Raw genomic sequence first — 26,212 nt, 5'->3', positions numbered from 1 at the left:
GGCTTGAACAGGGACAGCGTGCGCCGCTAGGGCACAGGTTTCGCTTTATCCTTGGAGGCGCACAGGTGCAAACGGTCAAGTCGCTGCAAATGTTGAGAACCGCTTTGGCACAGCTGCGGGCCGATGGCGCAACGATCGCTCTGGTGCCCACCATGGGCGCCCTGCACGAAGGCCATCTGACGCTTGTGCGCCGCGCGCGGGAAAGCGCAGATCATGTCGTCGCCTCGATCTTCGTCAATCCCAAGCAGTTCGGCGCGAACGAGGATCTGGACGCCTACCCGCGGCAACTGGCTGAAGATGCAGCGATGCTGGCAGCCGCAGGCTGCGCACTGTTGTGGGCGCCGGACGCCGAAACGATGTACCCGCAAGGCTATGCAACAAACATCAGCGTTGCCGGGGTCAGCGATGGCCTGTGCGGCGCGGCGCGTCCTGGACATTTCGATGGCGTGGCTACCGTGGTGTGCAAATTGTTCAACCAAGTGCAGCCCGATACGGCATTTTTCGGCGAGAAGGATTTTCAGCAACTCGCCGTCATTCGGACAATGGCGCGCGATCTCGATCTGGCCTTCCCGCATGTCAGTGCGATCACCGGTGTCCCGACGGTACGCGAGGCCGATGGTTTGGCAATGTCGAGCCGCAACCGATATCTCTCCCCTGCCGATCGCACCGCCGCCGCAGCGCTTCCACGCGCGATGAAGGCCGCCATTGCTGCTATCGAAGGCGGCGCCGATGTACCCGGAACATTGGCGCAGTTGCAGACCGATGTTCTGGCAGGCGGCTTTTCCAACATCGACTACGCCGAACTGGCAGATGCGCGCAGCCTTGCCCCGTTGAAGCAGTTGAACCAGGCCCCTGCCCGGCTGCTGATCGCGGCGCGTATCGGCGGGACACGTCTGATTGACAACATGGGCGTAAACCCGCGCATTTGATACCAGACGATATTGACGCACCTGCATCTTCGGTGGCATTGGCGCAATCGAGCGGGCGGGTATAGCTTAGTGGTAAAGCTCCAGCCTTCCAAGCTGGCTATGCGGGTTCGATTCCCGCTACCCGCTCCAGCCCTCCCTTCCCAAACAGCCCCAGAAAGTCTATAAAACCCTTGGAAATCCGAGGGGTTTAGGCCCTCGGTCGTCCGAGAATGTCCCTATGCTTCCCGCTGCATCCGGGGCTCTTGGGGGCCACATCGCGGGGCCATGGTATTTCGGGCAATTGGACTAGCCCCCACGTGGGGGCCATGAGCTGGGAAAGGACCGAGGGCCATGCCGCTGACAGATGTTGCGATCCGGAACGCCAAGCCGCGCGGTAAGGCTTATAAGGTGGGCGACACTCTGGGCCTGTTCCTGCTGGTGCAGCCGTCGGGCGGAAAGCTGTGGCGGGTCAAATACCGGATCGACGGCAAGGAGAAGAAGCTGGCGATCGGCCTCTAATCCACCGACGAAATGACCGCCCACGGCTTCCGCTCCATGGCGTCAACCCTTCTCAACGAAAGCGGCAAGTGGCACCTCGACGCCATCAAACGCGCACTTGCCCACGGCGACAGCGACAGGATCCGCGCCGCTTACCATCGCGGAGCCCACTGGAAGGAGCGCGTGGCCATGGCACAATGGTGGAGCGACAACCTAGATCAACTTCGGAAGGGCGCCGAGGTGGTGCCGATCAAGGCGGGGAAGCGGTGATCGATCTGAAGAAACCGCAACTCGCCTACGATCCGCGAGTGACCGAAGGTCCTCGACAATATTTCAGCGTTTTATAGCCAAGTTCCTTGCCCGCAACTTGCCGCAAACCCGCCCAACTCGGGAGCTGGTCATTCGTGCACAAACTCTGTTTCCTTCGATACATCAGTGAGATGCAGCGCGAATTCGCGAGGGGGGATGTGCTAATCGTACCCCTATTGCGCCGTTCGGATCCAATGCCTTGGGACGCTTTCGGCTTGTGGCTCTTGAACAATTCTTCGGGTCGGAGCCAACGGCAGGCGAGTGCCTAGATCATCCGATCCGAGCTCTGATATAGCCAGCCAGTGTGTTGGCCGCTTCGCTCACAGCCTGTTCAGGCGCGATTTCGAAACCTGCTTCAAGCTGGCGCGCGTAGTCTGCTGCCTGCAGGAGCGCGATGGAAAAGGCCTGGCGCAGGCGCGCGTTCACCACATTCTCGGAAATGTCGGGCAGGCACGCAACCACTTGAGCCCGCAGCAAGAGCAGGCTGGGCATCCCGTGTTCGGTGACGAGCTCGAGCAGGTTGAAGCGCGGATCGGACGAGAACTGGAGACAGAACCTGACGTAAAGCCGCCCTTCCTCGTCAAGGCAGCAATCCATGAAGGGGGCAATCGCCGCTGCTATCAGCGCGGCAAGCCGGCGCGCCGGATCGGGTTCATCGACCTTGGCGAGACGCAGGGCGCGCTCTGCCTCGATCGCCCTGTAGCGCTGGATGAAGACTTCCTTGATCAGCGTTTCCAGATTGCCGAAGTGGTAATGCACCGCGCTCGGATTGCGGGCACCCGCAGCGCGGGTGATGTCCTTGACGGAAACCGTGCCCAATCCTCGCTCGGCGATGAGGCGCTGTGCGGACTGAAGCAGAGCGGTTCGTGTATCGGAATGCGTCGACTGGGACATGGTTCTCTGATCTAATATTGCACATTAATGTGAGCCATGGGATACCACACTCGCAGGCTTACCGCAAAGAACAGAACTGGTTCGCCCGGCTTGCAGCAAGAATGATCAGGGGGATGCGACGCGTGTACAATCAAGCTGGTGCGCCCGATCCCGTCAAGCAGACCGCCGCTCCGCCGCCGCTGTCGCGGCCGACCAAGCTTGCCTTCGGCATCGGCGCCATCGCCCCGGGTATCACGGCGGCCGCATTCGATTTCTTTCTGCTGATCTTCTACAGTCAGGTGGTCGGTCTCGATGCGCGGCTGGTCGGCTTGGCGATCCTCATCTCGCTGGTGTGCGATGCGCTCAGCGATCCGATTGTAGGCTATTGGTCCGACAATCTGCGATCGCGGTGGGGCAGGCGCCATCCGTTCCTTTATGCCTCGGCCATCCCGCTCGCGGCGAGCTACTACTTCCTGTGGACGCCGCCCGCGAACGCCAGCCAGACCGTGCTGTTCTGGTACCTTGTGACGCTGGCGGTGATCGTGCGGACCGCGATCACCTTCTACCGCACACCGGCGAGCGCGCTCGTGCCCGAACTCACGACGGACTATCACGAGCGGACCGCGCTCTACAGCCTGCGGTATTCTCTCGCCTGGGTGGGCGGCAATGCGGTGTCGGTATGGGCCTTTGCGGTCTTGTTCCCGATGTTCGTGACCGCCGCCATTGCCGACGGGCGATTCAACCGCGACGCCTACCCGATCTATGGCCTCGTCGGGGCGCTGGCGATCCTGCTGTCGATCCTCGTCAGTGCGGCGGGAACGCACTCGCGAATTCCTTACCTGAAATCCGCTCCTCCGCCCCGTAGGTTGACGATCAAACTGATCTTCGGCGAGCTGATCGAAACGCTTTCGAACCGCTCCTTCCTGTCGCTGTTCATCGCCGCGATGCTGGCGGCGATCGCCGGCGGGCTGGCTGCGGGTCTCTCGCTCTACTTCCTCACCTATTTCTGGGGCTTCGACGAGCGCCAGACGGGCGCGATTTTCATCGGCACCTTTGTCGCGGCGGGCATCGGACTGGTTCTGGCACCCTTCGTCTCGCGCAAACTGGGCAAGAAGCGCGGCGCGATCATCATCGGACTGCTGGCCTTCGGCGGCGCGCCGGTGCCTATCGTCCTGCGGCTGCTCGACCTGTTGCCGCCCAATGGGACGCCCTTCATCTTCTGGTTCGTCACCATCACCAACATCCTCGATATCGGGCTGATCATCTGTTTCCAGATCCTGTTCGCGTCGATGCTGGCCGATCTGGTGGAGGACAGCGAATTGCAGACGGGCCGGCGATCCGAAGGCGTGTTCATCGCTGCCGAGACCTTCATCGACAAGGCCGTGCGCGGTCTCGGGGTGATGGCGGCAACGACGATCCTGACGCTCGCAGGCGTCTCACCGGGCGCCAAGCCGGAGGACGTCAGCGCCGACGCCGTGTGGCGGATGGGAGCATATTACGTGCCGCTCGTGCTGGCGCTCTGGATCGCGATGATAGGGGTCATCTCGACCTACCGGATCGATCGGGCCACTCATGAGGAAAACCTCAGGAAGCTGGGTTCCTGAGGTTTTCGCGAAGGCGGAGCCGGGTTCGTTCCGGCGCAGCGGCTAGAACGACCTTCGGATCGTTACCCCGTAGGTGCGCGGCTGGTTCGGCGCGCCGTTGATCGTGCCCGCCTGTGCGAGGGCGGGCGAAGCGAAGACGATATGTTGATCGTCAAGCAGGTTGCGCGCCCACAAGGACACCGCGAAGTCGCTGGCAGTCCTGATCCCGACAGACATGTTCACGAGGTTCTGTTCGCGTGAAAAGCCGCTGCCCACCAGCCGGGCCGCTTCGTTCGGATCGTCGAGAAACGGCGAATCGCCGATATGCTGCCAATCGGCCCGCACGAAGGCGTCGAGGCTGCCGATGGTGAAATTGTAGTTCGAACCGAGCGTGAACTGGGTCTCCGCCACCCCTTGCGGTTGCTGTCCCGAGATATCGATGCCGGGGCCGAAATTGGGGAAGCTGTCATAGACCGGATCGAGGAAGGTCGCGCCGCCGGTGAAGAACAACCCGTCGAGCGGGCTCCAGCGGAAATCGACCTCGACGCCGAAGGTCGATTGCTCAGCCGCGTTGGCGAACACGAACCCGTTCTGCGTGAACACGGTGGTCTGGAAGTTCTTCAGGGTCTGATCGAACACCGTGAGCGTGAAGGCGAAGCTATCGAAGGTGCCCTTGATCCCCAGCTCATAGACCTCAGCATCCTCGGGCGAGGCCAGGCGTGTCCCGGGCAGGAGATTGGTCGAGTAAAGTCCCGCACCGGCAATCGGCGAGGCAGGCGTCGCCCGCAGCACCTGCCGGGTGACCGGATCGACCACAGGATTGCCGGGGGCAAGGATTGCGGCCGGCGGCCTGCTCTGCCGCGACAGGTTCCAGGAGCTCGCCTTGAAGCCCGTGGCGTAGGACGCATAGACGCTGATCTGGTCGGTCAGTTCATAGGCGAGGCGGACCGTGAAGTCGGTGCTGTTGTCGCGCGATTGTCCGTCTTCCACCGCATTGGGCAGATTGACGAAGGGTGGGAAGAACTGCAGCGCCCGCAGCCCATTGAAAGGGTTCGCGGTGCCGAGTGCGGTCGCCAGTGATTGCTGCTGGAGCTGCGCGTAGATGGCCGGATTGGCTGCGACGAACGGCCCCACCGACGCCGAATTCTGCAAGTTCACGCCGCGCGCCGCCAGCAGGTTCCTGAGCGTGGCGTTGTAGCCGAGCTGGTCAAGATTGACCGCAGCCAGCGCATCGGTGCTGAGCGCCGTGACTGAAACGTCCTTGCGATCTTCGGTATAGCTCACCCCGAAAGTGGCAGTCAGACGGTCGGTGAGATTTACGTCGATATTGCCGAAGACCGACCAGGCGGTGTTGTCCTGCTCGCTCATCTCCGAAATGCCTTGTCCGGGTGCGGCAAAGGTCCCGGCCGGTAACCCGGTAGCGGCCTCGAACGCGGAAACCTGCGTGGGGTTGCCGAGCAGCGCGCCCAGATAGCGCCGGTAATCCGCGCCATAGAACAGGTCGTTGCCCGACTGAAGCTGCTCATCGAAATAGAAGCCCCCGATCATCCAGTCGACCAGCTTGCCCGCGCCATTGGACTGCAGCCGGATTTCCTGTGTGAAGGTCTCGATTTCCGATTGGCTAGCGTTGGTCGAAAACAATTCGAGGCTGGTCGCGTCCGGATCGAACTGAGATTCGACGTCATTGCGGCGATAGGCGGTGATGCTGGTCAGCGTGGCGAAATCGAAGTCGACATCACTCTGAAGCGACACGCCGTAGTTCTCGATCCGGTTGCTCGGCACGATGTCGTAGAGCACGTTGTACGCGAACGGGTCTTCGGAGACGAATTGCCCGCCCAGCGCGCGGATGCTGGCGCCGGTCGGGCCTTCGACGAGATTGGTGAGGATGCAGCAATTCTCGTCGATCTTATCGTAATCGGCGATCAGGCGGAAACTGACATCGAGCGACGGCTCCCACAGGATGTCGCCGCGGATGCCCCAGCGGTCGCGCTCGTTGTAGTCGCCACCGGTTCCGAGATCCTCGACATACCCGTCGCGCCGGTTGAAATTGCCGCCCAGCGCCACGGCCACGGTGTCGGTGACCGGGCCCGTGGCGTAGGCTTCGAAGCGATGCAGGCCGTAATTGCCGAAGCTCGATTCGACGTGCCCATCGAATTCGAACTGCGGCTTGCGCGTGGTCACGGAAATCACGCCCACCGACGCGTTCTTGCCGAACAGGGTCGATTGGGGGCCGCGCAGGACCTCGACCCGCTCGAGGTTCGGCAGGTCGGAGATCGAGGCGGCCGAGCGCGAGCGATAGACACCGTCGATGAACACCCCGACCGAGGGTTCGAGCCCAATGGCGTTCTGGCCGTTGCCGAAGCCGCGGATGAAGAAATTGGTGTTACCCGAAGTCTGGCCCTGCCGGATGGCGAGCGAGGGAACGAGTGTCTGGAGATCGAGCAGATCCTGGATCTCGGCCTGCTCGATTGCTTCTGCCTCCACCACGGAGACCGCGATGGGCGTGTCCTGCAAGGTCTCCTCGCGCTTGTTCGCGGTAACCACGATGTCCCCGACACGCGGGGACACCACGGCGAGGTCTTCCTTGTCCGCCTCCGGCTGATCCTGTGCGAATGCCGGCGCGCTCAATCCGAGCAACAGCACCGGCAGCGCCGTGCCTGTCGCCAGTGCACCCTTCAAGCGCAGTGCGAGATGCCGAGTGGTTGTCCTTGCCATAAATCCCCTCCAGTGAGGCAGCGCCTGGCTCAGACCCGGTCTACTGCGATACATTAATGTGATAGATTATTGGCAGTTCCGCAAGGAGAGATTTGGAGCTTGCGCAGCGTGCGTATGGCGCGCGGGAATGGGCCCCGACTGTCGGCGAGCTTCACCCCTGTCCTCGACAAGAAAAGGGCGTGGGCGACGATGATCGAAGGGATCGAGGGGATGCTGGCCTAGTTGGGCCAGATCACGAATTCATCACCGGGCACAGCCTTCTGCGCCTCGGTCTTGTCAACCATCACCGGGCTGGCGAGCTTAAAGGGATACAGCGGCTTGACCGCACCCTTGTGATGCGCGGCCAGCAGTTGCGTGAGCTCGGCGACCTTGTCGGGCCGATTTCGGGCAAGATTGGTCTTCTCGGTGGGGTCCGCGGCCAGATCGAACAGCCATGTTTTCTGCCGCGTGCCGTCGATCTGCAACTTCCAGTCGCCCGCGCGCACCACCTGATAGGCGCCCGATTGCCAGAAGATCGCATTATCGGGGCGGGAGAACGCGCCGCCCCCGGTCGCGAGCGGCAACATGTCACGGCCATCGATGATACGATCGGCGGGCAGGGGCACGCCGGCCGCCGAGGCCAAGGTTGGCAGGACATCGATATGCGCGACCGGCGTATCGATCCGGGTGCCAGGCTTGATGGCCTTGGGCCAACGCACGAACATCGGCACGCGAATACCGCCTTCGAACAGCGTGATCTTCCAGCCGCGATAGGGCGCGTTGATGTCGGGCAGGCCGACATAGCCCGCCCCGCCATTGTCGCTGCTGAGCACCACGATGGTGTTTTCGGCAAGCCCCTCCTCTTCAAGCTTCGCCATGATCCGCCCGACGCTGCGATCCAGCGCGTGCACCATCGCGGCATAGACCCGCAGCCGATGCGGCTTGATGTCGCCCACCGCCTCGAAGTCCTTACGAGTCGCCTGCAAAGGCGTGTGAACGCCCCAATGGGCCATGTAGAGGAAAAACGGCCGGTTGCGGTTGGCCTCGATGACCTTCAGTGACTGGTCGGTCCACCAATCGGTGATGTAGCCGCCCGGCTCGAACGGCTTGCTGCCATTGAACGTCGCGGCGAATTGCAGCCTGGCCCAGAAGAACTTGTCGATCGGGTCGAAATCGAGCTTGGCGTTGACGACGTTCGGATCGTCTTCCGGGAGATACATGCCATTGTGCATGTTGAGGCTCTCGTCGAAGCCTTGCGCATTGGCCTTGAACTCGGCCGCCTCGCCAAGGTGCCACTTGCCGATGTGGACGGTGTGGTAACCCTTGGTCTTGAGCAGTTCGGCGATGGTGACTTCCGAGCCGGGGAGCCCCTGATTCTTGAAGGGCATCTTTTCTTCGTCGAATTCTGGATTGAACACTGTCGGCGGCAAGGCGCCGCGATCCATGTCGGCGGCGAAGATGGGCAGGGCCTTGGCCATACCATCGGGGATCGGGGTGAATTCGAACCCGGTGCGGGTGGGATAGCGACCCGTCATCAGCATCGCGCGCGAGGGCGCGCAGGTCGAAGTGCCGGAATAGGCCTGATTGAAGATCGCGCCCTGGCCTGCGAGCTTGTCGATGTTCGGCGTAGGCACCTTCCCTCCGGCGACCCCGCCGCCGAAGGTGGTGAGGTCATTGTAACCGAAATCATCGAACAGGATGAACACCACGTTGGGGGGCCGTTCGGAGGCGGGCGCATCGGCGGTGGCCGGGCCCTGATCCCACACGACCTCCCGTGTGGGCTCGACATATTCCTTGGTCGCCTCGATCCGGCGCATCAGCAGCGCGGTCATGATCGCGTTGCGATTGAACCATCCGACCGCGGCTCCGATCACGACGACTGCCAGCACAGCAATCAGGATTTTTCTTAGCATCAATGCCCCCACCGCGGCGCAGTCGCCGCCAATGTCTAATGCAATCAATTATAGCGCGCAAGACGAGACGGCTTTAGCAATCGGTAGCCTTACGAGCGTTTCATTTGCTGAAGACAAGGCCTTGGTAGGTGCCGGACCGTCGCCACGCCTCGATATGCTTGAAATAGCCCTCGGCACCACCCGGATGGCCCTGCGACTGGCGGAACTCCTTGCTCCATCCTTGGCCCTCGTTGTTCCAGAAGCCGGGGGTGCAATCGGTTGAGGCGATCAGCGATCCTTGGTTGGTCAGGATCAAGTCGACCCATTGCAAGGCTGCTTCCTCAGTTGGTTCGACCTCGGCATAGCCCTGGCTCTCGGCATAGGCGATCACCTGCGCCACCGTCTTGGCATGATCGACGATATTGTGCGGGATGTTGGTCACCATATTGGCGGCCTGGTTCATCTGCACCATGAAGGCGTTGGGAAAGCCGGGCACGTGCAGTCCGTGCAGGGTGCGCAAGCCCTCGGCCCAGTATTGCGACAGCAGCTGGCCGCCGCGGCCCTTTATGTCGAAGCCCGTCTTCATCTGGAAGTTGGCCCCGAATTCGAAGCCCGACGCATAGACGATGCAATCGACCTCGTAGAGCTTGCCGCCCACCATCAGCCCGGTTTCGGTGATCCGCTCGACGCCCTTGCCATCGGTGTCCACCAGCGTGACGTTGGGCTGGTTGTAGCAATCGAGATATTCGTCGCTGAAGCAGGGGCGCTTGCAGAGCTGCGAATACCACGCCTTGAGATGATCGGCGGTGTCCCGGTTCTCAACAACCGCATCGACCCGGGCGCGGATTTCCGCCATCTTTTCGATGTCCGCGTCCTCGATCGCTGCCAGGATCTTCTCCGGGCTCATCTGGCGCGGAGGACGCCCCAGCGCGCCCGCTACCCCCGTGGCCAATCTGGCGAGCCACATCGGCCGACCATCCAGAACCTTTTCCCGGATGCGCCGCGAAATCGCGGTCCAGCCATCGTTGATCAGATCTTCCGACGGCAGACCGCGCCCGACATTGTCGACGAAATTGTCCATCCAGCGCTTCTGCCAGCCCGGCTTGGCCATATTCGCGAACCACTGCGGATCGATGGGGTGATTGCCGCGCACGTCGACCGATGATGGCGTGCGCTGGAAAACGAACAGCTGGCCGGCAGTCTTGGCGACCTGCGGAATGCACTGGACCCCGGTCGCGCCGGTGCCGATCACGGCAACGCGCTTGTCCGCAAGCCTGTCCATCGGCGCGCCGAAAGCATCGCCGCCGGTATAGTCGTAATCCCACCGGCTGGTGTGGAACTGCTTGCCCGTGAAGGTCTCGATCCCGGGGATCCCCGGCAGCTTGGCGACGTGCAGCGGGCCGGTGCCCATGCCGAGATACTTGGCGGTGAAATCATCTCCGCGATTGGTGGTGATGCGCCACAGCCTCAAATCGTCCTGCCACTCTACAGAAGCGATCTCGGTATGGAACAGGGCCTTGTCATAGAGGCCGTAATGCTTCGCGATCCGCTCGCAATGGCCAAGAATTTCGTGACCGGGCACGTATTTCTGGCTCGGCATGTAGCCGGTTTCCTCAAGCAGCGGCAGGTAGATCATCGCCGCCGTGTCGCAGCGCACGCCGGGATAGCGGTTCCAATACCATGTGCCGCCGACGCCGCCCGCCTTGTCGATCAGGCGAACGCTGTCGATCCCCGCCTCTTTCAGCCGCGCCGCCGTGACCAGGCCGGACATGCCGGCGCCGATGAAGGCGAAGGTGACGTGATCGGTGACGGGATCGCGGGGAGCGAAGGGCGTGTGCGGATCGACGGCGAAATCCGCGAACTTGCCCGAGAGGCGCTGGTATTGCTCGTTGCCTTCGGGCCGCAGACGCTTGGCGCGCTCGGCCGCGTATTTCTGCCTGATGGTTTCCTTGTCTAGCACGGTGGTCATGCAATTGCCTCTCGCTTGTCGACCGCGACGAGGGGCATCCGGCAGCGCGCCCAAAAGTGACATGCGCCGACACTTGTTGTCGCGATCTAATATAGTGCATTAATTAGCCGCTGCGCGCTTCGGGAGCAAGCGCTTTGTGTCGGGTGCTGTTCTTCCCGTTAGCGCCGCACAACGCGGTGCTACCCGGAAGCAGAGGCAGCTGTTTGCGGTCCGCCCTGTCGAACCTGGTCGAACACGCGCAGCACCGCTTCTGCGATCACCTCGGGAACCTCTTCCTGCAGGAAGTGCCCGGCCGGTGTTTCGGTAACCTTTGCAGTGGGAAAATTCTCGAGCATCGCAGGCACCGCGCTCCCGAGGATGGGATCGTTGATCCCCCAGACGATCTCGACCGGCACACCGAGCCCGCGTACAAAGGGAACCAGCGCGCGCATCACCGGGGTGCTCGGATGATCCGGACCGTCGGGCACCATCCGCATCATTGCCAGCGGCGCCTTGTGGTTGCCGCTTTCGCGCACCGGGCGGGCATAGAGATCCTTGATCTCCTGCGGCATCGAGGCGGGATCGTGCTGCGGGCGATGCAGGCCCCGGAAGATCGCGTTGCGGACATTCCCCAGGAACTCGCCGACAATCGGGGTCTTCATCAGGTCGTGAATCTTGGAAAGGCTCGTCTTGACCTCGGTCACGCGGATCGCGGTGTTCATGATGACGATGCCCTTCGCCATGCCGGGCGACAACGCGAGCGCGCCGATACCGATCGGGCCACCCCAGTCCTGACCGACATAGATCACCTGATCGAGCCCGAGCTGCTGCAAGGCGGTGTTGATCCAGCGATTGTGGTTCGCCGCGGTGTGCATGCTGACCGGCACCTTGGACGAAAAGCCGAGCCCGATTAGCGTCGGCATGATCACGCGCACCCGGTCGAGCGGCAGATGCTGGGCCACCTTGCGATAGAGAAAGCCCGAGGTCGGGTTGCCGTGCTGCATGAAGATGGGATAGCCCTCGCCGACTTCGAGCATATGCACCTTGATGCCCGGTTCGACCTCGATGAAATAGCTCTTGTAGCTGCCGGTCACGAACTTCTGCGCATAGTCGGGAAGCGGAAAGCCCTCGAACGTGCCCGAGGCCGTAGTGACCTTGCCGGCCCCGCTAGGGGTGACGATCGACCCGTCTCGAGTGATTGCGAATGCGCCCGCTACCGCTGCCGCGCCCAGCGCGCCCGCACCGATCAGGATTGTTTCAACCATGCCTTGCTCCCGTTCAATCGTCTCGGCTTTGCGCCCGTCGTACTGCTATCGGTTGGTTTCAGGCGTTTGCCGCGCTGCGAGGTAGAGCAGGCCGACGAACGCCAGTTCAGGAATGACGCGCTCCGGATGAACCGGTGCACCATGGAGCAGCGTCGCGGCAATCCGGCCGAGTGCAAAGAATCCGAACAGCATCATCGCCGGGTAGAACCACACGCGTTCCTTGCGGATCAGGCCGATCGCCAGACAGACGGCGATGGTCAGCGCCCAACTGGCCGAGTGACCGCTCAGCGAGCTCAGCCCCAGACCGCTATCGGGAAACTGGTAGCCGAAGAAGGCGGCGGCGCGATCGGGGTTCGTCATCGTCCGGATACCCAGAAACCCGAACAGGATCGCCAACACCACCGGCGGCATGAGAACCGCCCATCTCAGAAACTTTGCCATCATTCATCCCGTTCGATTGGCCCGACGTTGTATCGGGCTCTCACGAATTAATATGAGACATTAGATCGTTCCGGGCAATTGCTAATTTGAAAGGCGGGCAATCGCGGCGCCCCTTGCTCATCTAATGCATTCGATTAATAATGTACATCAGCCGCAAGCCAGTGTCGGCGATTCGAACGGAGCATGCCCATGCGCAAACCCATCCGCATTCTTGCCGCAGCCGCACTCGCCTGCGCCTGCTTCCCGGTCGCCGCCCAGCCATCGGCGGAGCAGCTCGAAAAGGTCCGCGATATCCTCACCGAATCCGACGCTAATGGCGACGGCAGGGTCACCCGCCGGGAATATGACGCGCACCGCGCCGACATCTTCGCCAAGCTCGATCGTAACGGTAACGGCGTGGTGAGCGAGGAAGACGCGCCGCGGATCCGGATCGCCAAGCGCAAGTTCACCGAAAAGCTCGAGCAAGTCCTCGCGATGGCCGACAAGAACGGCGACGGAAAGCTGTCCCGCGCCGAATGGGACACTCCCGAACGCGATATCTTCGCCCTGATCGATCAGGACGAGGACAGCGTGATCATCCTCGCCGACCTGCCAGTGCTCTGACCATCCCTGCCCCTCGAAACCTGGAGCCGTGCCATGAAACCGCTTGTCATTGCCATCGCCGCCGCAAGCCTCGCCCTCTCGGGGTGCGCAACCGCCAATTTCTCTGCAGACTATGACCAGACCCACGATTTCAGTGCCTACAAGACCTTCGCATGGGCGGGTGAGAAGCCGATGACGGTGTTCGGAAGCGCTCAGGTGCCACCGGTCGTCGAACAGAGGATCGCCAGCGAAATTCGCACGGCGCTAGAGGCCAAGGGGTATCGCTACACCGAAAAGCTTGCCGATGCCGATTTCGGCGTGTCGTTCACGGTGGGGCGCCGCGATTCCACCGAAGTGCTATCGAGCCCCGAATATTTCTGGGTCAACCAGACCAACTGGCGCTGGGGCCGCGCCTATTATCCGGCCTATACCGGCGTCTACCGCCGTCCGCTCGGTGTCACCGCGGTAACGCCGGTCGCTGTCACGACGAAAGACGTCAAAGCCTATTCCGAAGGGACGCTCGTGATCGACATCTACGATGTCGCGGGCAAATCGCCGGTGTGGCACGGGGCGGGAACCAAGACCGTGGAGCGTACCGAACGACCGAGCGCAGCCAACAAGGCGACCACCGAGAAAGTCCGCGAAGCCGTGACCCGGATCCTCGAGGATTTCCCGCCGAAGTGACCGCCTACACGGCGGTTGCCGGGACGCGCCGCACCACCATTTGGCGCGTCCCGACCGTTTTAGTCACTACTTGTAGCGGGCATCCAGCTGCGCCTTGAGCTGGGCGAAGGTGACGTAGCCGTCCTTGTCGGTATCGATCGTCTTGAAGTTGGCCACGACACGGGTCATGCCGCCGTCCTTGGCTTCCTGCAGGGTCAGCTTGCCGTCGCCGTTCTTGTCGGCTGCCTTGAACTTCGACGTTAGCTGCGACAGCGCCATGTCGTAGCTCTGGGCATGAGCTGCGGGGGCAAGGACCAGCGAAGCCGCTGCAAGCGCGGCCATCCGGTACATCGTCTTCATAAGTCATTCTCCTTCACGGGGTTAGGGGCGGGGTAAGCCCAATGGCGGCAGCGGATCACTCGCTGCCTCATATCAACCGGCTTCGGTCGATCGTCTTGCTGCCGGCGGGCAGCGAGAACATCATGCCATCCTCGCCGACCACGATCGGGCCGGAAAAGCGGCTTGCGGCATCGCCGAGGAAGGCGGCGTAGAGCCACCGGCTCGGCAGCGGCGGGACGAGGTGGCTCAGCACCAGCATCCCCGCACCGGCGGTCTCCGCACTTTCGGCGGCTTCTTCGGGCGAGGTGTGGTAATCCTGAATGTCGTGCATGATCTTGGCCGCGCCCGTCTGTCCGTCCGCACCCGCTGCCGCCTCCATCTTTTGCACCAGCCCGGGGTTCAGCGCCTCGTGCACGAGGATGTCGACATCTTTACAGACGGCTTCGAGATTGGACGACTTCTTGGTGTCACCGCTGATGCACAGCGAGCGACCCTCGTAGTCGAAGCGGTAGCCGACCGAGGGCTTGATCGGATCATGATTGACCGTGAAGGCGGTGATTTTCAGCCCGCCACGCTCCAGCACCACAGCCGTCGGACCGGCCATTTCGAACGGGCGCGCAACGCCGCCCGCGCCGCTTGGCGGGACGACCGCGGTGCCGTGATGCGCGATGCGATAGGTGTTGTCGGTCGCGTAGGCCGCGTTGAACCCGGCCACGATCGCTTCGACCCCGGCGGGGCCGTAGACCGGCAGCGGCGCGGTGCTCGATCCGCGGGTCCAGTGGAACAGCATCAGCGGGCCGAAGCCGTCGATATGGTCGGAATGGAAATGCGTCAGCAGCAGCCCGTCGGCCTGGCCGGGGCTTAACCCCATGACATTGAGCGTCTCCGCTCCGCCTTCGCCGATGTCGACCACGAACATCTGCTTGCCCGCGATGACGACGTTGCAGGGCCCTGCGCGGTCGAGATTGGGCATGGGAGACCCCGTGCCGCACAGGCCGATGTGGAGGCCGTCTCCCAGCGCGGCGAGGTTGTCGACGCCCATGCGCTGGGCCGTGCCGCGTTCGAACAGCCACATGCCGATGCGCGCCTGAAATGCGTAGGCTGCCATGCCCCCGACAAGAACGAGGGTGAGTGCCGCCAGTCCGATCCTTTTCAACCAGGTCACGATTCGGCTCCTTCCATGCGGGCAGCGCGCCAGCTTGAGTCCGCCCATAACGACACGAACTAATACCATGCATTAACGAACGATCAAGAACCGCAGAAAATCGCGTCGCGCCGCGTAGGCGTGGCTGAGCTGGTTCGCGTCGCCGAACTGGGCCGGATTACTCGGCGGTGCGGCGAGCCATCCGGCGCAGCATCTTGAACAGGCCCCAGACGACAAACCCTACCAGCAGCGCTATCCCGGCGATGACGCCGTAGAGCCAGGGATAGTTCGCGAGCATCTGAACGATGTTGTTTTTGGCGGTCTGCGCCACCGAATCATAGCCCTCGGGCATCGGCAGCACGCCCACACGGCTCGCATAGGCGTCATAGTCTGCCACCATCTCGGTCAGGAGCTGAGGGCGGGCGATGCTGAGGTCGGTGGTTTCGCCGGGGTCGCGGGCGAGATCGAACAGCCGCCAGCGGCCATCCCCCAAGGGCAGCACGCTGCGGGTGATCTTGAAGTCGCCCTTGTAGAGTGCGGTGTTGCCAGAAACTTCGATTACCCGAACCTCGTCGCTGGCATAGGCGGTTGTTGCCTCCCCGGTGAGGACCGGGAGCAGGCTGCGTCCGGTCATCGTGCGCGCATTATTTCCCGCAACCTCGGCAGGCGCGCCGATCCATTCGAGCAGCGTGGGGGCGATGTCGGTCATCATCGCGGGGCTGTCGATACGCGCCGCCTCAAGGCCCGGACCGGCGATGACCAGCGGAACGCGCACGCCGCCCTCGGTAGCGTAGAACTTGAACCATGCGCCCGGGGTGGCGGTGGCTGCCGCCCATTCGGGGCCGATGAAGCCCCAGCTCCTGCGCCCGCCCATGCCCTCAAGCCCGATGTGGTAGCCGACGAAGCGGTGCCAGGCACTGAGCGTCGCATTGTCATCGCCGCGTGAGGGTTCGGGGCCGTTGTCCGACGCAAGCACGAAGATCGTGTTGTCGTACTGGCTGCTGGCCTTGAGGTGATCGATAAGGCGGCCGATGTTCATGTCCATCGCTTCCAGCATCGCGGCATGCACCTCCATACGCGCGGCATAGAGCACGCGGTCCTCGGCGCTCAGGTCTTTCCAAGCGCGATAGCCCGGTGGCAGGTCTGCCATCGCTGCACCCGGCGGCACCAGCCCGAGCGCCTCGGCCCGCTGCTGTCGCTCACGCCGTAGCACGTCCCAGCCCGCGTCATACCGGCCCTTGTACTTGGCGATCAGCTCCGCCGGTGCCTGCACCGGAATATGAACGGCCTGAAACGGCAGGTAGGCGAAGAGCGGCTTCGATGGGTCTGTCTCGCGCAGATAGGCGATCATCGTATCGACGATGAAGCGCGAGGAATAGAAGTCATCGGGCAGATCGGTCTCGACGCCGTCCTCGTACCAGGGCGCGTCCTTGTAGTAGGGAATGTAGGCTTTCTTCTCCCAATTGTCCGCGCCCGATGCGGCCAGAGCGAAGGAACGATCGAAGCCATGCGCCTGCGGCATCGCCCCAGCCTCTTCGCCCAGATGCCACTTGCCGACCATCAGCGTGCGATAACCTAGGCTGCGCAGCCGATCGGCGAGCGTGAGCACGCCGGGTTCGAGCGCCATCGAATAGCCCGGCTTGCCGCGCTGCTCGCTCGGCAGCACCTCGGGGATCGTCGCAAAACCCGTCAGGTGGTTGTCCATCCCGGTGAGCAACATGGCGCGCGAGGGCGAGCACAGCGGCGAGGCGCGGAACTGGGTAAACATCGCGCCGCGCGCAGCGATGGCATCCATGTTGGGCGTGTGTGCTTCCCCGCCAAAGGCGCCGAAGTCCGTCAGCCCTGCATCATCCGCGAGGATCACCACGACATTGGGCCGGGGCCGCGCTGTGTCCGCAGCAGTGGCGGTCGGAACAGCCGCACCGGCCAGCAGCACGGTCGCCAGCACGCTTATCCTGCCTGTCCCCCAAACTGATTGCATCGCTTTCCCCTGCCGTCATGATTGCATCCGCCGCTTCCCAGTCTCATGGTTGGGCTCGTCCATGGCGATGAATTGACCAATCTAATGGCATACATTACACCGATGATCCAGCGCCTCGAGCGCTCACGCAAAAGATCGACCCGGCGAACAGGGCAGACCAGATGACGCTTCAGCCAGAGCCCGAACACAATCCCAACCCGCCGGCGATGGTCGATCCGCCAGCAGCGCTCCGCCTTGCGATGCGCGATGGCTTCGAACAGGTGATCAATCCAGCGATCCGCGCGCGGCGCAGGCATAGTGCCGAAGCTGCCCGGATTTCTACAGGCACGCCGCACCGGGTCGAATATTTCCACCAGTACGATGACCCCTATTCGCAGCTTGCCGAGCAAGTGCTGGCGACCCTCGAAGAACGGTATGTCATCGAACTGGTGCGCCATGAAATCCGCGCTAGCGGGGGCAAGAACCAGCCCGAACCGGCCATGCTTGCGGCTTGGGCGATGCGCGATGCGCAGCTGATCGCACCGCACTATGGGCTCGAAGCCCCCTCGCGGCGGCATCGCACATCGGACACGCCGCCCGATCCTGCCACGCTCGATGCCGGAAGCGAACGGCTCGCCGCGCTCGGCCACTACTCCGGGGCGATGTTTCACTATGCGGGCGAGTGGTTCTGGGGCGTCGACAGGCTGTTTCACCTCGAACAATGGCTGCGCGATCTGGGCGCCTGCAAGGACCCGGCGCTCCCCTTCATCTGCCCGCGACCGGCGATCGATGTGGCAGGAGTCGATGCGAGCGCGCTTACGCTCGATTTCTATCCTTCGCTCAATTCGCCCTACACCGCGATCATCTATGACCGCACGATCGCGATGGCGCGTGAATGCGGGATCCGGCTCGAACACAAGCCTGTCCTGCCGATGATCATGCGGGGGGTGCCCGCCACGCGGGAAAAGGGCGCCTACATCATGTTCGATGCCAAGCGCGAAGCGGAACATCTCGGTGTCGATTTCGGACCCGTCATGACTCCGATCGGCGAGCCGACCCGGATGCTTTACTCGCTGCTTCCCTGGGCGTCCGAGCAAGGCAAGGACATCGCTTTAATGTCCGCCGGACTGCGCCTCGCCTGGGGCCAAGGCGTCGGGCTGCATGAACCCGAGGGCCTACGCCGGGCGGTCGAAGAAGCGGGTCTTGATTGGGCTGCGGCCCAGACAATTCTCGGCACTGATCACTGGAAGCAACCAACCGCGCTCCGGCAGATCGAAATGACCGAGGAACTCGGCCTATGGGGCGTTCCCAGCTATCGCCTGCGCGGTGCGGACGGCGAGCCGGACCTGTGCATCTGGGGTCAGGACCGCCTGTGGCTGATCGCGGCCGAAATCCGGCGCCGGGCGGGCGGCGCTCGATGATCCGCAACACGGCGCTGGTCGCGACGCTTGCGCTGCTGTTGATGAGTTGTGCGGAACAGGCCGCGCAATCGTCCAATGATGCGGCTGCTCCCGCCTGCGCGGGGATCGCCAAGCGCGAGATGGTGTGGATCGAAGGTGGCACCTTCACGATGGGAGAGGCGGCGCGCTACCGCGAAGAGGGGCCTCCGCGCACAGTCACGGTCAAGGGCTTCTGGATGTCCACGACCGAAGTTACAAACGCGCAATTCGCTGAATTCGTCGAAGCCACCGGCTACCGCACCGAAGCGGAGCGCGATCCGCCGCCGATCCCCGGTGCGCCGCCGGAAATGCGCGAGCCCGGCTCGGCGGTGTTCCGTATCCCCACGCCCGACAATCCCAACTGGTGGCAATGGGTGCCTGGTTCCGATTGGCGGCACCCTAACGGCCCGGGAAGTTCGATCGACGGGCGCAGCAATGATCCCGTGGTGCAGGTCACTTACAACGACGCACTGGCCTATACGAGGTGGGCTGGGGCGAACTTGCCGACCGAGGAGCAATGGGAATTCGCGGCCCGCGCGGGCGGGGCCGCCCCGCCTGAGCCGCTCGATCCGGACGGGAAACCGCAGGCCAATTACTATCAGGGCGTCTTCCCTGCGCGCGATACCGGCACCGACGGCTACACCACGCGCGCCCCTGTCGGTTGCTTCGAGGCCAACGCCTATGGACTTTACGACATGATCGGCAACGTCTGGGAATGGACTTCCAGCCAGCCGCGTGCAGGCGAACCGACCAATGTGATCAAGGGGGGCTCCTTCCTGTGCGCGGCAAATTACTGTGCACGCTACCGCGCTGCCGCACGCCAGTTCCAGGAACGCGACCTTGGCACCGATCACATCGGGTTCCGAGTCGCCAAACCATGAATGCTGGAAGGTGTGCAGATCGATAGTGACCCCTCAATGCCGAGCTAAAAAATTCTCTGATCGCTGGTGAAGTACCAACGGTTGAGGCGCTTCGAGATCGAAGAGTGCGGTCGAATTTCGGCGCGACGGGGCCACTTTCGAGTCGGTTGGGGGCCAGAGAAATTTAATCGTCAGCAATAGGTGTTTTGTCTCAATTCAGTAAGCCGACTTTTGGCTTGCCGCTACCGCTCCACAATCCCCGAAAAGCCGCAAAAACCGCCACTCCGGAGGTAGTATGCGCATCTGTTCCCCCATAGCGTCTCACACAGCATCTCACAGGGCCGGTCTTGGGCGCGCTGAAACTATGCGCCAGCAAAGCTATGTTGTCCGCAAAGGCGCGCGGTATCATTTCTCCCGCCAGATGCGGCATCCGGCACGCATCAAACCTGAAAGCATCTCGCTGCTCACAACTGGCCCGAGCAAGGCGCGGTGCCTAGCCCTGCGGCTTGCCGTGACATGGGACGAACGGAGCCTCCGGCAGACATGGTTGCAAAATCTGGATCGGGTTTTGGGGGTTTAACAGCCGATAACATGATGACAGCCAGTCGCCGTTTACCGAAGGACGACTGTCCAATTTGGCCTGATATTGACACATCGCATTCGAGAGTGAGCTTCGCCCCGCTGATGGATGTGTAGGGATCAAGAGCTGATCAGCGGGAATTCCCCTGTCGGCAACCGGTTTCCCAATCGACACTGTCGTCGAAACGATCACCGTCGCGGCGTCGGGACCGCGTGGTCAGTTGGCCCGCAAGTTCGACAATCGGTTGTTCTCGCGACTAGCCTAAAAATTTTACTCCGATGGAAAGCCCTCAACCGCGCTTTCGGTCTGCTTGTCGAGAGGAATGCGCCGGACAAAAAAGACCAGTATCACGGCGAAGGCTGTCAGCACGCCGATCAACATCCATGCATCGTTGATGGAGTCTACCAGGGCTTGTCTTTCCACCAAGGGACGGATCATTTCCGCGGTGAACTCGTCGGGCGGCGTGCCGATCTGTTCGATGAAGGCATCGCGGGGTATCCCGATCCTTACCGCAGTTTCGATGTTCCCGGCAACCAACTCGTCGACGATCTTCGCCCCGTAAATCGCGGCGCGGCTGAAAATCGTGGTGTCGATCAAAGCAAGCCCGATCGCGCCGCCGAGATTGCGCATCAGATTGAACAAGCCGCTGCCGTCCGCCACCAGTTCGGGTGACAGTCTGCCCAAGGCCATCCGCGTCGGGGGCAGCAGGCAGAACATGGTGGCCACGCCGCGCACAACCTGCGGCCAGAACATTTCGGCATAGTCGGTCTGGGCGGTCTGCGTCGTGCTCATCAGCAGGCCGACCGCAAACAGGACGAAGCCGAACACTGTCAGCGTGCGCGCACCGACTCGCTGCTCCAGATACACCGCGACAGGCGCCGTCAAGAGCTGGGCGATGCCGGTGACGAGCATGATCTCGCCGATGCGGAGCGCGTCATGTTCGCGCACGAGGCCCAGAAAGAAGGGCATCAGATAGGTCGACCCGAACAGTCCCATCCCGAGAATGAAGCTCAAGGCACAACCGATCGCAAAGTTGCGATCCCTGAAGCATCGCAATTCGACAAGCGGTTCAGGCGCACGCACCGTGCGCCAGACGAACCATGCCGCGCATAGGGCGAAAGCCCCCAGCAGCGCAGCCACGCCCGAAGACAGCCAGCCGTCGGTCGGGGCATCCTTCAGCCCGATCTGCAAGGCAGTCAGGCTGACAGCCAAAAGGGCCAGCGCGGCCATATCGACTGACCGTGCGAAGCGCGTATTGCTGGCCGCAGAGCGAAGGGTGGCAGCGGCCCCGACCGCGGCCAGAACACCCGGCAGGATGTTGATGCGAAACAGCCAATGCCAGGAATATGTCTCGGTAATCCAACCGCCGACGATCGGGCCTACGGTTGGCGCAAAGACCGCAGCTACCCCGGCGATGGTCGTCGCGATGCCTTGCGAACGCACCGGAAACAGCAGGAACACGGCAGAGAAAACCGCCGGAATCAGGGTGCCCCCGGCAAATCCCTGAACGATCCGCCACACGATCAGCGACGTAAAAGTCTGGCTTTCGGAGCAGCCGATCGATGCAACCGTGAACACCGCGACTGCCGAAACAAACAGCCAGCGCATGCCCAGCTTTGCGGTCAGAAACCCAGTGAGGGGAATCGCTACGATCTCTGCTGTGAGATAGGCGGTCTGAATCCAGATCATCTGGTCGGTAGCGATACCCAAGGCGTTCTGGATCGTCGGCAGGGAGGTGGCGACGATCTGGATATCGAGGATCGCCATGAACATGCCGATGCACATGAAGATGAATCCGGCCCAGGTCCGCACGGTTGCCTCAGGTATTTCGGTTGTGTTCATCGGATGTCCGGTAGCCGAAGAGGATGGCGGTGACTAAAGGAAACTGGCGTCCACATTCGGGCCAGCATCGTATAACCTTTCGGAACAATGCCTCTGGGGTGCGGTTCCCGTGAATGACCAATCCCATTTGCCGGTCGAGTGACCGATGTGAGGCCTCTTTGACGCTACCGGTAAGTATACACTCGCTCGCGACCGCGACACCGCTGCACGTTCTCGATCAAACAACAGGTGCGCAGGTCGCGGAACAGCTGCTTGGCGGGGCATTCGAGGATTTCGGACGGCTGCGCGCGATCTACGGCAATGCCGGGATTGAATTTCGCCAGCTGGCCCGTCCGGTCGACTGGTACACCGAGCCGCGCAGCATCGTCGAGCGTACCGAGGTCTATCTCAAAGTCGCGCTCGATCTGTTTATCGAAGCGTCCGAAAAGGCCTTGGCCGAGGCGGGCATTGCCGCGGACGACGTGGACGTCATCGTCACCGTGTCGTCCACCGGCATCGCCACGCCTAGCCTGGAAGCGCGGGCGATGCGCCGGATGGGGTTCCGCAGCGACGTGTCACGGGTGCCGGTGTTCGGCCTCGGCTGTGCCGGCGGCGTTTCGGGGCTTGGCTTGGCAGCGAAGCTCGCCCAGGTCGGTCAGGGTGCCACCGTCCTGTTCGTGACCGTGGAGCTGTGCAGCCTCGCCTTGAGGACCGAGAATGTTGGCAAGGCAGACATCGTCTCGACCGCGTTGTTCGGTGACGGCGCGGCGGCCTGCGTCATCCGGGCCGGCGACGAAGGCTTCACGCAGATTGCAGGAAGTGCGGAGAAAACCTGGACCGATACGCTTGATATCATGGGCTGGCAGATGGAGCCCGCTGGCCTGGGCGTGGTGCTCAACCGGGCCATTCCAGCCTTCGCCCGCAAGGAATTTCGCGGCGCAATGGAGGAAATGCTCACACCGCAGAACCTGCGGATCGACGACGTCGACCGCTTCATCTGCCACCCCGGCGGCGCCAAGGTCGTTGATGCGATCGAGTCTGCGCTCGCCCTGCCGCAGGGCAGCCTCAACGAAGAGCGCGAGGTCTTGCGGCGGCACGGCAACATGTCCGCCCCAACCGCCCTCTTCGTGCTCGACCGCGTCCGCAAGAAAGGGCTGCAGCCCTTGTCGGTGATGGCGGCGCTGGGGCCGGGCTTTACCGCCAGTACGGTCACCTTGCGGAGCGCCGCATGACCCTTCCCTATGCGATCATGCTGTTCGTTACCTTGCAGCGAATAGCCGAATTGTTCATCGCACGCAGCAACACCAAGGTGCTGATCGCGCGGGGGGCGACCGAGTATGGACGGTCGCATTATCCGGTGATGGTGCTGATGCATGCATCGTGGCTGGCGGTGCTGTGGGCCGCCGTCGGCGGCGCGCCGGTGTACCTGCCGCTGCTCGCCGTGTTTGCGGTTCTTCAAGCCATGCGCGTGTGGGTGCTGGCGACACTTGGCCGTCGCTGGACCACGCGCATCATCGTTCCCAAGGACGAGGCGCCGATTACCAGAGGCCCTTTCCGCATCATGCGTCACCCAAACTATTTCGTCGTGATCTGCGAAATCGCGGTCGTGCCGCTGATGTTCGGTCTGGTCTGGGTCGCAGTGCTATATTCCGTGCTCAACGCGGCGATGCTGTGGGTGCGCATCCGGGCCGAGAACGCCGCCTACTCCGAAGTCGCGGCCTGACCTTGCAACTGGCGCCGGGCCAGCGCTTCGCGTTCGGCCTTGATCTTGAGCATCGCCGATTTGCAGGTCGGTGATGTCTTTTCGATGTTTCGGATCATGCACGCCTCGACCTTCTTGCGGCTGAAAGACTTCATCTCGGCGGGGCAAAGCTTGCGCGCTTCCTGCACGCAGGCTTTCTTGCCGGGATCAGGCGCTGCAAAGGCGGGGCTGCCCAGCGCGAGGGCCGTGGCAATCGCTGTAATGCCACGAGCGATACCAATATTAGCACGGCGCTTCATATTCTAATACCCCTGTGACTCTTTGGCGTTGTCCCGCACTGCTGGCGATATTGGATTGAACCGTCGGTGAATGGGGCGATCACGAAGCGCCGGCATCATTGGGTCGCGACATCCACTGCAGGATGAACAGTTTGACCAAAACCGCAACAACACGCTGAGCAGATCGTCATCTGCGGATGAGTTTGCCGGTGTGGTTTTGCATGACAACTTTCAGAAAGCGAACCGGACTGCGCCACGTTCTCCACGTGCATCCAGCACATTTGGGGTGTTGGTTGGGGGGCAAAGAACATTGATATTCATAAATAACCTCATATTTTTCAATCTTGTAATTCAACTTGCCTTCCCGCGACCGCGCCACACTTCTGAAAAGGTCGCAATTAACCGCGCCTTTGGGGGCGGCATGCGCATGTATTCCCCATGGCTTGTCACATAGCATCCGGCAGGGCCGGTTCTGACCGCACTGCGCTGGCGCTATTTCGTTCGCCGAACGCGTTCGGCGCAAAGGGCCGCTAACGCGATGCGCCCGCAGGCCTGTAAGCATTTCACTGGGCACAGCTAACCCGAGCAAGGCCCAGCGCCTTGACCGGTGGTTGGCGGTGAGTTGGGATGAACTGGATAGGGACGCCTACACGGTCATTGCGCACCAACAGGGTGTTGGGATCGCGTCAGATCCCTCTAGGAGAATTGGACTAGGACAAAGGACACGTTGTCGCGACCATCGCGCTCAAGTGCCTGCATCAGCATCTGGTCGGCCAGCTCTGGCAACGGCTTTTGGTTCAAGATGTCCTGCGCTCTCAACGAGCGCGACAAACCGTCGGAACATAGCAGCACCCGGTCTCCCGGCAGGATGGAAACCGCGATCTCTTCGATCAAGGGATATCTGCTGCTCCCCAGCGCGCTGGTGACGACGTTGGCCTGCGGATGGGTATGGCTGGTGGCCTCGTCGATCAACCCGGCATCGAGCAGTTGCTGGACGATGCTGTGGTCTTTGGTCAGCTGGCGCAGCGTGCCCTCCCGTATGAGGTAGGCGCGGCTGTCGCCGGCCCAGCAGATTTGCACCTCATCGTGACCGGCAACCATGGCAACAAGGGTCGCTCCGCCCTGACCCCCAATCAATTCGAGCAGTTTCTCATGGGTCTGCAGCACCGCCGCGTTCAAGCCTGCAGTATTCTGCCGTTCGCCCCAGCGCGTCAATTCAGCCACGACGAAATCGGCGGCAACATCGCCGGAACGGTGGCCTCCCATCCCATCGGCGACTGCCCAGAGCCGTAGATCAGTCCGATCGAGCACGCGGTCCTCGTTGGCGGTACGCACCCGACCGACATCGCTGCGGCTGACCGATTGGCTTGTGTCGGCCCCGCGAACAGGCTTGCGGAACAACCACTTGAGCGCGTTCACAGTCGGCGCCCTGCCTTGAGCGCTTCCTCGGTCGTCGTGTAGGCGGCGGCAAAAGCCTGGTCCAGCAGCCCGGGTCGGCCATTGGCAAGCTGATCGGCAAGGTCGGCATGACGCGCGCTGACTTCCTCCACCACGCCAGCAGCACGGGTCTTGAAAAGCCCGGATCGCTGCTGCGTCGCTTCCTCAAGGCGTGACGGATCGAACCTGTCGATCGCGGCGCGCAGGCTGCCCTGCAGGCCCGCAAAGGTCGCGACCAAGTGCCGCTTGAGGTCCATGAACGAAACCTTCAGCGCCGACGGGCCGGATAGAAAGCCATCCGATTCCGCCAGTAGCAGATCGATCGCAAGGCGCTGCGTGGGTGCCCACTTGAAGGGATTGTTTTCTTCGCCGGCAATCGTGGTGCGGCTCATCTGGAAACGCATGCGGGCGGCGTCACGTTCCGCCATCAGATCGCCGATCCCCAACACCATCTGTCGGTAAAGCCCGCCCGCGCGGTGCATGATCACATCGGGTTCCTCGGCGGATAGCAGCGAGGGATCAAGGCCCGCGCCTTCGCAGAATGCTTCGAGCAGCGTCCCGTCCGCACGGGCCGCCACACGCATGGCATCGTTCCATTCGCTGGGAACCTCGATCGAATGGCCCAGAGGCGCGGTCATGATCATGGTGCGCTCGGAATCGAAGCCCGGTGTTGCAGCGAACGGCGCGATCGTCGCGACGATCCGGTAGCGGCCCATCATCAGCGCGCACGGGACAGCGATCATTGTCCGCTCGCCAGCGGGCAGGTTCGCCCCCGTCGCCGCATCGCCCACGCCATTGGCGCCCAATACCGTGATCGCCAATCCTTCCGGCGTTGCTTCAATTTCGCAATGCGCGCGCGAGAGGGCACAATCCGGATCGGCAATCGACCAGTCGGCGGCAGGATCGCGCCCGATTGTCAGAGTGCCTTGATCAAGCAGGCGCACATCGACGGGATTGACCGCATCGTCCCTGTCAAAAAGCTGCAGCATGTACATG

General features: G+C 62.4%; 23 protein-coding genes, 1 tRNA gene and 1 pseudogene. 12 read left to right on the top strand and 13 right to left on the bottom strand.

All coding sequences use genetic code 11. The features are described from left to right. The first annotated feature begins 65 nt into the window (after window positions 1-65). From panC to SJY33_RS13235, 4 genes and pseudogenes are all read left to right on the top strand, one after another. The gene (gene panC, locus SJY33_RS13250) at window positions 66-929 is read left to right on the top strand and encodes a pantoate--beta-alanine ligase (RefSeq protein ID WP_379923246.1); all 864 of its coding nucleotides are present in this window, start codon (window positions 66-68) and stop codon (window positions 927-929) included. A gap of 55 nt (window positions 930-984) precedes the next feature. Then, window positions 985-1,058: transfer RNA gene (locus SJY33_RS13245), tRNA-Gly, on the top strand. A gap of 201 nt (window positions 1,059-1,259) precedes the next feature. Beyond that, window positions 1,260-1,427 (top strand): Arm DNA-binding domain-containing protein, encoded by a 168-nt coding sequence (locus SJY33_RS13240; RefSeq protein WP_379923245.1) that lies wholly within the window; start codon window positions 1,260-1,262, stop codon window positions 1,425-1,427. Further along, a pseudogene (locus SJY33_RS13235) lies at window positions 1,428-1,676 on the top strand (tyrosine-type recombinase/integrase); the annotation flags it as partial. It lies immediately after the preceding gene. Window positions 1,677-1,985: 309 nt separating this feature from the next. Here the strand turns inward: SJY33_RS13235 and SJY33_RS13230 are convergent. Further along, window positions 1,986-2,609, bottom strand: a complete 624-nt coding sequence (locus SJY33_RS13230) for a TetR/AcrR family transcriptional regulator (protein WP_379923244.1) — start codon at window positions 2,607-2,609, stop codon at window positions 1,986-1,988. A gap of 122 nt (window positions 2,610-2,731) precedes the next feature. Here SJY33_RS13230 and SJY33_RS13225 point away from each other — a divergent pair, with 122 nt between their 5' ends. Continuing rightward, window positions 2,732-4,192, top strand: a complete 1,461-nt coding sequence (locus tag SJY33_RS13225) for an MFS transporter (RefSeq protein WP_379923243.1) — start codon at window positions 2,732-2,734, stop codon at window positions 4,190-4,192. A gap of 42 nt (window positions 4,193-4,234) precedes the next feature. On the opposite strand, the gene SJY33_RS13220 is transcribed toward SJY33_RS13225, so the two are convergent. Then, entirely contained in the window at window positions 4,235-6,814 is a 2,580-nt protein-coding gene (locus SJY33_RS13220) for a TonB-dependent receptor (protein ID WP_379923242.1), read from the bottom strand. 171 nt (window positions 6,815-6,985) lie between these two features. Here SJY33_RS13220 and SJY33_RS13215 point away from each other — a divergent pair, with 171 nt between their 5' ends. After that, entirely contained in the window at window positions 6,986-7,108 is a 123-nt protein-coding gene (locus SJY33_RS13215; protein ID WP_379923241.1) for a hypothetical protein, read from the top strand. Here SJY33_RS13215 and SJY33_RS13210 read toward each other — a convergent pair. The 4 genes from SJY33_RS13210 to SJY33_RS13195 form a co-directional block, all read right to left on the bottom strand. Beyond that, window positions 7,105-8,778: a sulfatase gene (locus tag SJY33_RS13210; protein WP_379923240.1), complete on the bottom strand. Its 1,674-nt coding sequence runs from the start codon at window positions 8,776-8,778 to the stop codon at window positions 7,105-7,107. The two genes, SJY33_RS13215 and SJY33_RS13210, sit on opposite strands and share 4 nt — an antisense overlap. Window positions 8,779-8,878: 100 nt before the next feature. Further along, window positions 8,879-10,726 (bottom strand): flavin-containing monooxygenase, encoded by a 1,848-nt coding sequence (locus tag SJY33_RS13205; RefSeq protein WP_379923239.1) that lies wholly within the window; start codon window positions 10,724-10,726, stop codon window positions 8,879-8,881. Window positions 10,727-10,905: 179 nt separating this feature from the next. Then, window positions 10,906-11,970: an alpha/beta fold hydrolase gene (locus SJY33_RS13200; protein WP_379923238.1), complete on the bottom strand. Its 1,065-nt coding sequence runs from the start codon at window positions 11,968-11,970 to the stop codon at window positions 10,906-10,908. 45 nt (window positions 11,971-12,015) lie between these two features. Then, window positions 12,016-12,414 (bottom strand): hypothetical protein, encoded by a 399-nt coding sequence (locus SJY33_RS13195; protein WP_379923237.1) that lies wholly within the window; start codon window positions 12,412-12,414, stop codon window positions 12,016-12,018. 186 nt (window positions 12,415-12,600) lie between these two features. Here SJY33_RS13195 and SJY33_RS13190 point away from each other — a divergent pair, with 186 nt between their 5' ends. Beyond that, window positions 12,601-13,014 carry an EF-hand domain-containing protein gene (locus tag SJY33_RS13190; protein ID WP_379923236.1) on the top strand — a complete coding sequence of 138 codons (414 nt, stop codon included), beginning with the start codon at window positions 12,601-12,603 and terminating at the stop codon, window positions 13,012-13,014. A 33-nt stretch (window positions 13,015-13,047) separates the two neighbouring features. Next, window positions 13,048-13,677 (top strand): DUF4136 domain-containing protein, encoded by a 630-nt coding sequence (locus SJY33_RS13185; RefSeq protein ID WP_379923235.1) that lies wholly within the window; start codon window positions 13,048-13,050, stop codon window positions 13,675-13,677. A 66-nt stretch (window positions 13,678-13,743) separates the two neighbouring features. On the opposite strand, the gene SJY33_RS13180 is transcribed toward SJY33_RS13185, so the two are convergent. From SJY33_RS13180 to SJY33_RS13170, 3 genes are all read right to left on the bottom strand, one after another. Further along, window positions 13,744-14,016 (bottom strand): EF-hand domain-containing protein, encoded by a 273-nt coding sequence (locus tag SJY33_RS13180; protein WP_379923234.1) that lies wholly within the window; start codon window positions 14,014-14,016, stop codon window positions 13,744-13,746. Window positions 14,017-14,083: 67 nt separating this feature from the next. Further along, window positions 14,084-15,160: an MBL fold metallo-hydrolase gene (locus SJY33_RS13175; protein ID WP_379923233.1), complete on the bottom strand. Its 1,077-nt coding sequence runs from the start codon at window positions 15,158-15,160 to the stop codon at window positions 14,084-14,086. A 157-nt stretch (window positions 15,161-15,317) separates the two neighbouring features. After that, entirely contained in the window at window positions 15,318-17,087 is a 1,770-nt protein-coding gene (locus SJY33_RS13170; protein ID WP_379923232.1) for an arylsulfatase, read from the bottom strand. A 194-nt stretch (window positions 17,088-17,281) separates the two neighbouring features. Here SJY33_RS13170 and SJY33_RS13165 point away from each other — a divergent pair, with 194 nt between their 5' ends. Continuing rightward, a complete protein-coding gene (locus tag SJY33_RS13165; protein WP_379923231.1) occupies window positions 17,282-18,520 on the top strand; it encodes a DsbA family protein in 1,239 nt (412 codons plus the stop codon). Then, window positions 18,517-19,419, top strand: a complete 903-nt coding sequence (locus SJY33_RS13160) for a formylglycine-generating enzyme family protein (RefSeq protein WP_379923230.1) — start codon at window positions 18,517-18,519, stop codon at window positions 19,417-19,419. Before SJY33_RS13165 ends, SJY33_RS13160 begins: the two co-directional genes overlap by 4 nt. Before the next feature lie 829 nt (window positions 19,420-20,248). On the opposite strand, the gene SJY33_RS13155 is transcribed toward SJY33_RS13160, so the two are convergent. Next, on the bottom strand, window positions 20,249-21,820 hold the full coding sequence (locus SJY33_RS13155) for a DHA2 family efflux MFS transporter permease subunit (protein ID WP_379923229.1): 1,572 nt from the start codon (window positions 21,818-21,820) through the stop codon (window positions 20,249-20,251). Between the two features lie 113 nt (window positions 21,821-21,933). On the opposite strand from SJY33_RS13155, the gene SJY33_RS13150 reads away from it, so the two are divergent. Together SJY33_RS13150 and SJY33_RS13145 are read left to right on the top strand one after the other, a co-directional pair. Then, window positions 21,934-23,031, top strand: a complete 1,098-nt coding sequence (locus tag SJY33_RS13150; protein WP_379923228.1) for a type III polyketide synthase — start codon at window positions 21,934-21,936, stop codon at window positions 23,029-23,031. Next, window positions 23,028-23,522: an isoprenylcysteine carboxyl methyltransferase family protein gene (locus tag SJY33_RS13145; RefSeq protein ID WP_379923227.1), complete on the top strand. Its 495-nt coding sequence runs from the start codon at window positions 23,028-23,030 to the stop codon at window positions 23,520-23,522. Before SJY33_RS13150 ends, SJY33_RS13145 begins: the two co-directional genes overlap by 4 nt. On the opposite strand, the gene SJY33_RS13140 is transcribed toward SJY33_RS13145, so the two are convergent. From SJY33_RS13140 to SJY33_RS13130, 3 genes are all read right to left on the bottom strand, one after another. Next, window positions 23,501-23,800, bottom strand: a complete 300-nt coding sequence (locus SJY33_RS13140; protein WP_379923226.1) for a hypothetical protein — start codon at window positions 23,798-23,800, stop codon at window positions 23,501-23,503. The two genes, SJY33_RS13145 and SJY33_RS13140, sit on opposite strands and share 22 nt — an antisense overlap. Before the next feature lie 675 nt (window positions 23,801-24,475). Next, window positions 24,476-25,198, bottom strand: coding sequence for a PP2C family protein-serine/threonine phosphatase (locus SJY33_RS13135; protein WP_379923225.1), 723 nt, complete (start codon window positions 25,196-25,198; stop codon window positions 24,476-24,478). Next, entirely contained in the window at window positions 25,195-26,205 is a 1,011-nt protein-coding gene (locus tag SJY33_RS13130; RefSeq protein ID WP_379923224.1) for a type VI secretion system-associated FHA domain protein, read from the bottom strand. The genes SJY33_RS13135 and SJY33_RS13130 overlap by 4 nt, the downstream gene beginning before the upstream one ends. Between the last annotated feature and the right edge of the window lie 7 nt (window positions 26,206-26,212).

Origin of the sequence: Erythrobacter sp. R86502 (assembly GCF_042466465.1) — a bacterium.
Taxonomy (GTDB): Bacteria; Pseudomonadota; Alphaproteobacteria; order Sphingomonadales; family Sphingomonadaceae; genus Erythrobacter.
This window is presented reverse-complemented; position numbering and strand designations above follow the sequence as displayed.

Excerpts from the sequence above, each read along its gene's own strand:
- SJY33_RS13195 (WP_379923237.1), bottom strand. The coding sequence starts at position 12,414 with ATGATGGCAAAGTTTCTGAGATGGGCGGTTCTCATGCCGCCGGTGGTG.
- SJY33_RS13165 (WP_379923231.1), top strand. The coding sequence starts at position 17,282 with ATGACGCTTCAGCCAGAGCCCGAACACAATCCCAACCCGCCGGCGATG.
- SJY33_RS13155 (WP_379923229.1), bottom strand. The coding sequence starts at position 21,820 with ATGAACACAACCGAAATACCTGAGGCAACCGTGCGGACCTGGGCCGGA.
- SJY33_RS13140 (WP_379923226.1), bottom strand. The coding sequence starts at position 23,800 with ATGAAGCGCCGTGCTAATATTGGTATCGCTCGTGGCATTACAGCGATT.
- SJY33_RS13180 (WP_379923234.1), bottom strand. The coding sequence starts at position 14,016 with ATGAAGACGATGTACCGGATGGCCGCGCTTGCAGCGGCTTCGCTGGTC.
- SJY33_RS13210 (WP_379923240.1), bottom strand. The coding sequence starts at position 8,778 with ATGCTAAGAAAAATCCTGATTGCTGTGCTGGCAGTCGTCGTGATCGGA.
- SJY33_RS13190 (WP_379923236.1), top strand. The coding sequence starts at position 12,601 with ATGCGCAAACCCATCCGCATTCTTGCCGCAGCCGCACTCGCCTGCGCC.
- SJY33_RS13240 (WP_379923245.1), top strand. The coding sequence starts at position 1,260 with ATGCCGCTGACAGATGTTGCGATCCGGAACGCCAAGCCGCGCGGTAAG.
- SJY33_RS13200 (WP_379923238.1), bottom strand. The coding sequence starts at position 11,970 with ATGGTTGAAACAATCCTGATCGGTGCGGGCGCGCTGGGCGCGGCAGCG.
- SJY33_RS13145 (WP_379923227.1), top strand. The coding sequence starts at position 23,028 with ATGACCCTTCCCTATGCGATCATGCTGTTCGTTACCTTGCAGCGAATA.
- SJY33_RS13160 (WP_379923230.1), top strand. The coding sequence starts at position 18,517 with ATGATCCGCAACACGGCGCTGGTCGCGACGCTTGCGCTGCTGTTGATG.
- SJY33_RS13130 (WP_379923224.1), bottom strand. The coding sequence starts at position 26,205 with ATGCTGCAGCTTTTTGACAGGGACGATGCGGTCAATCCCGTCGATGTG.
- SJY33_RS13150 (WP_379923228.1), top strand. The coding sequence starts at position 21,934 with ATGACCAATCCCATTTGCCGGTCGAGTGACCGATGTGAGGCCTCTTTG.
- SJY33_RS13205 (WP_379923239.1), bottom strand. The coding sequence starts at position 10,726 with ATGACCACCGTGCTAGACAAGGAAACCATCAGGCAGAAATACGCGGCC.
- SJY33_RS13185 (WP_379923235.1), top strand. The coding sequence starts at position 13,048 with ATGAAACCGCTTGTCATTGCCATCGCCGCCGCAAGCCTCGCCCTCTCG.
- SJY33_RS13230 (WP_379923244.1), bottom strand. The coding sequence starts at position 2,609 with ATGTCCCAGTCGACGCATTCCGATACACGAACCGCTCTGCTTCAGTCC.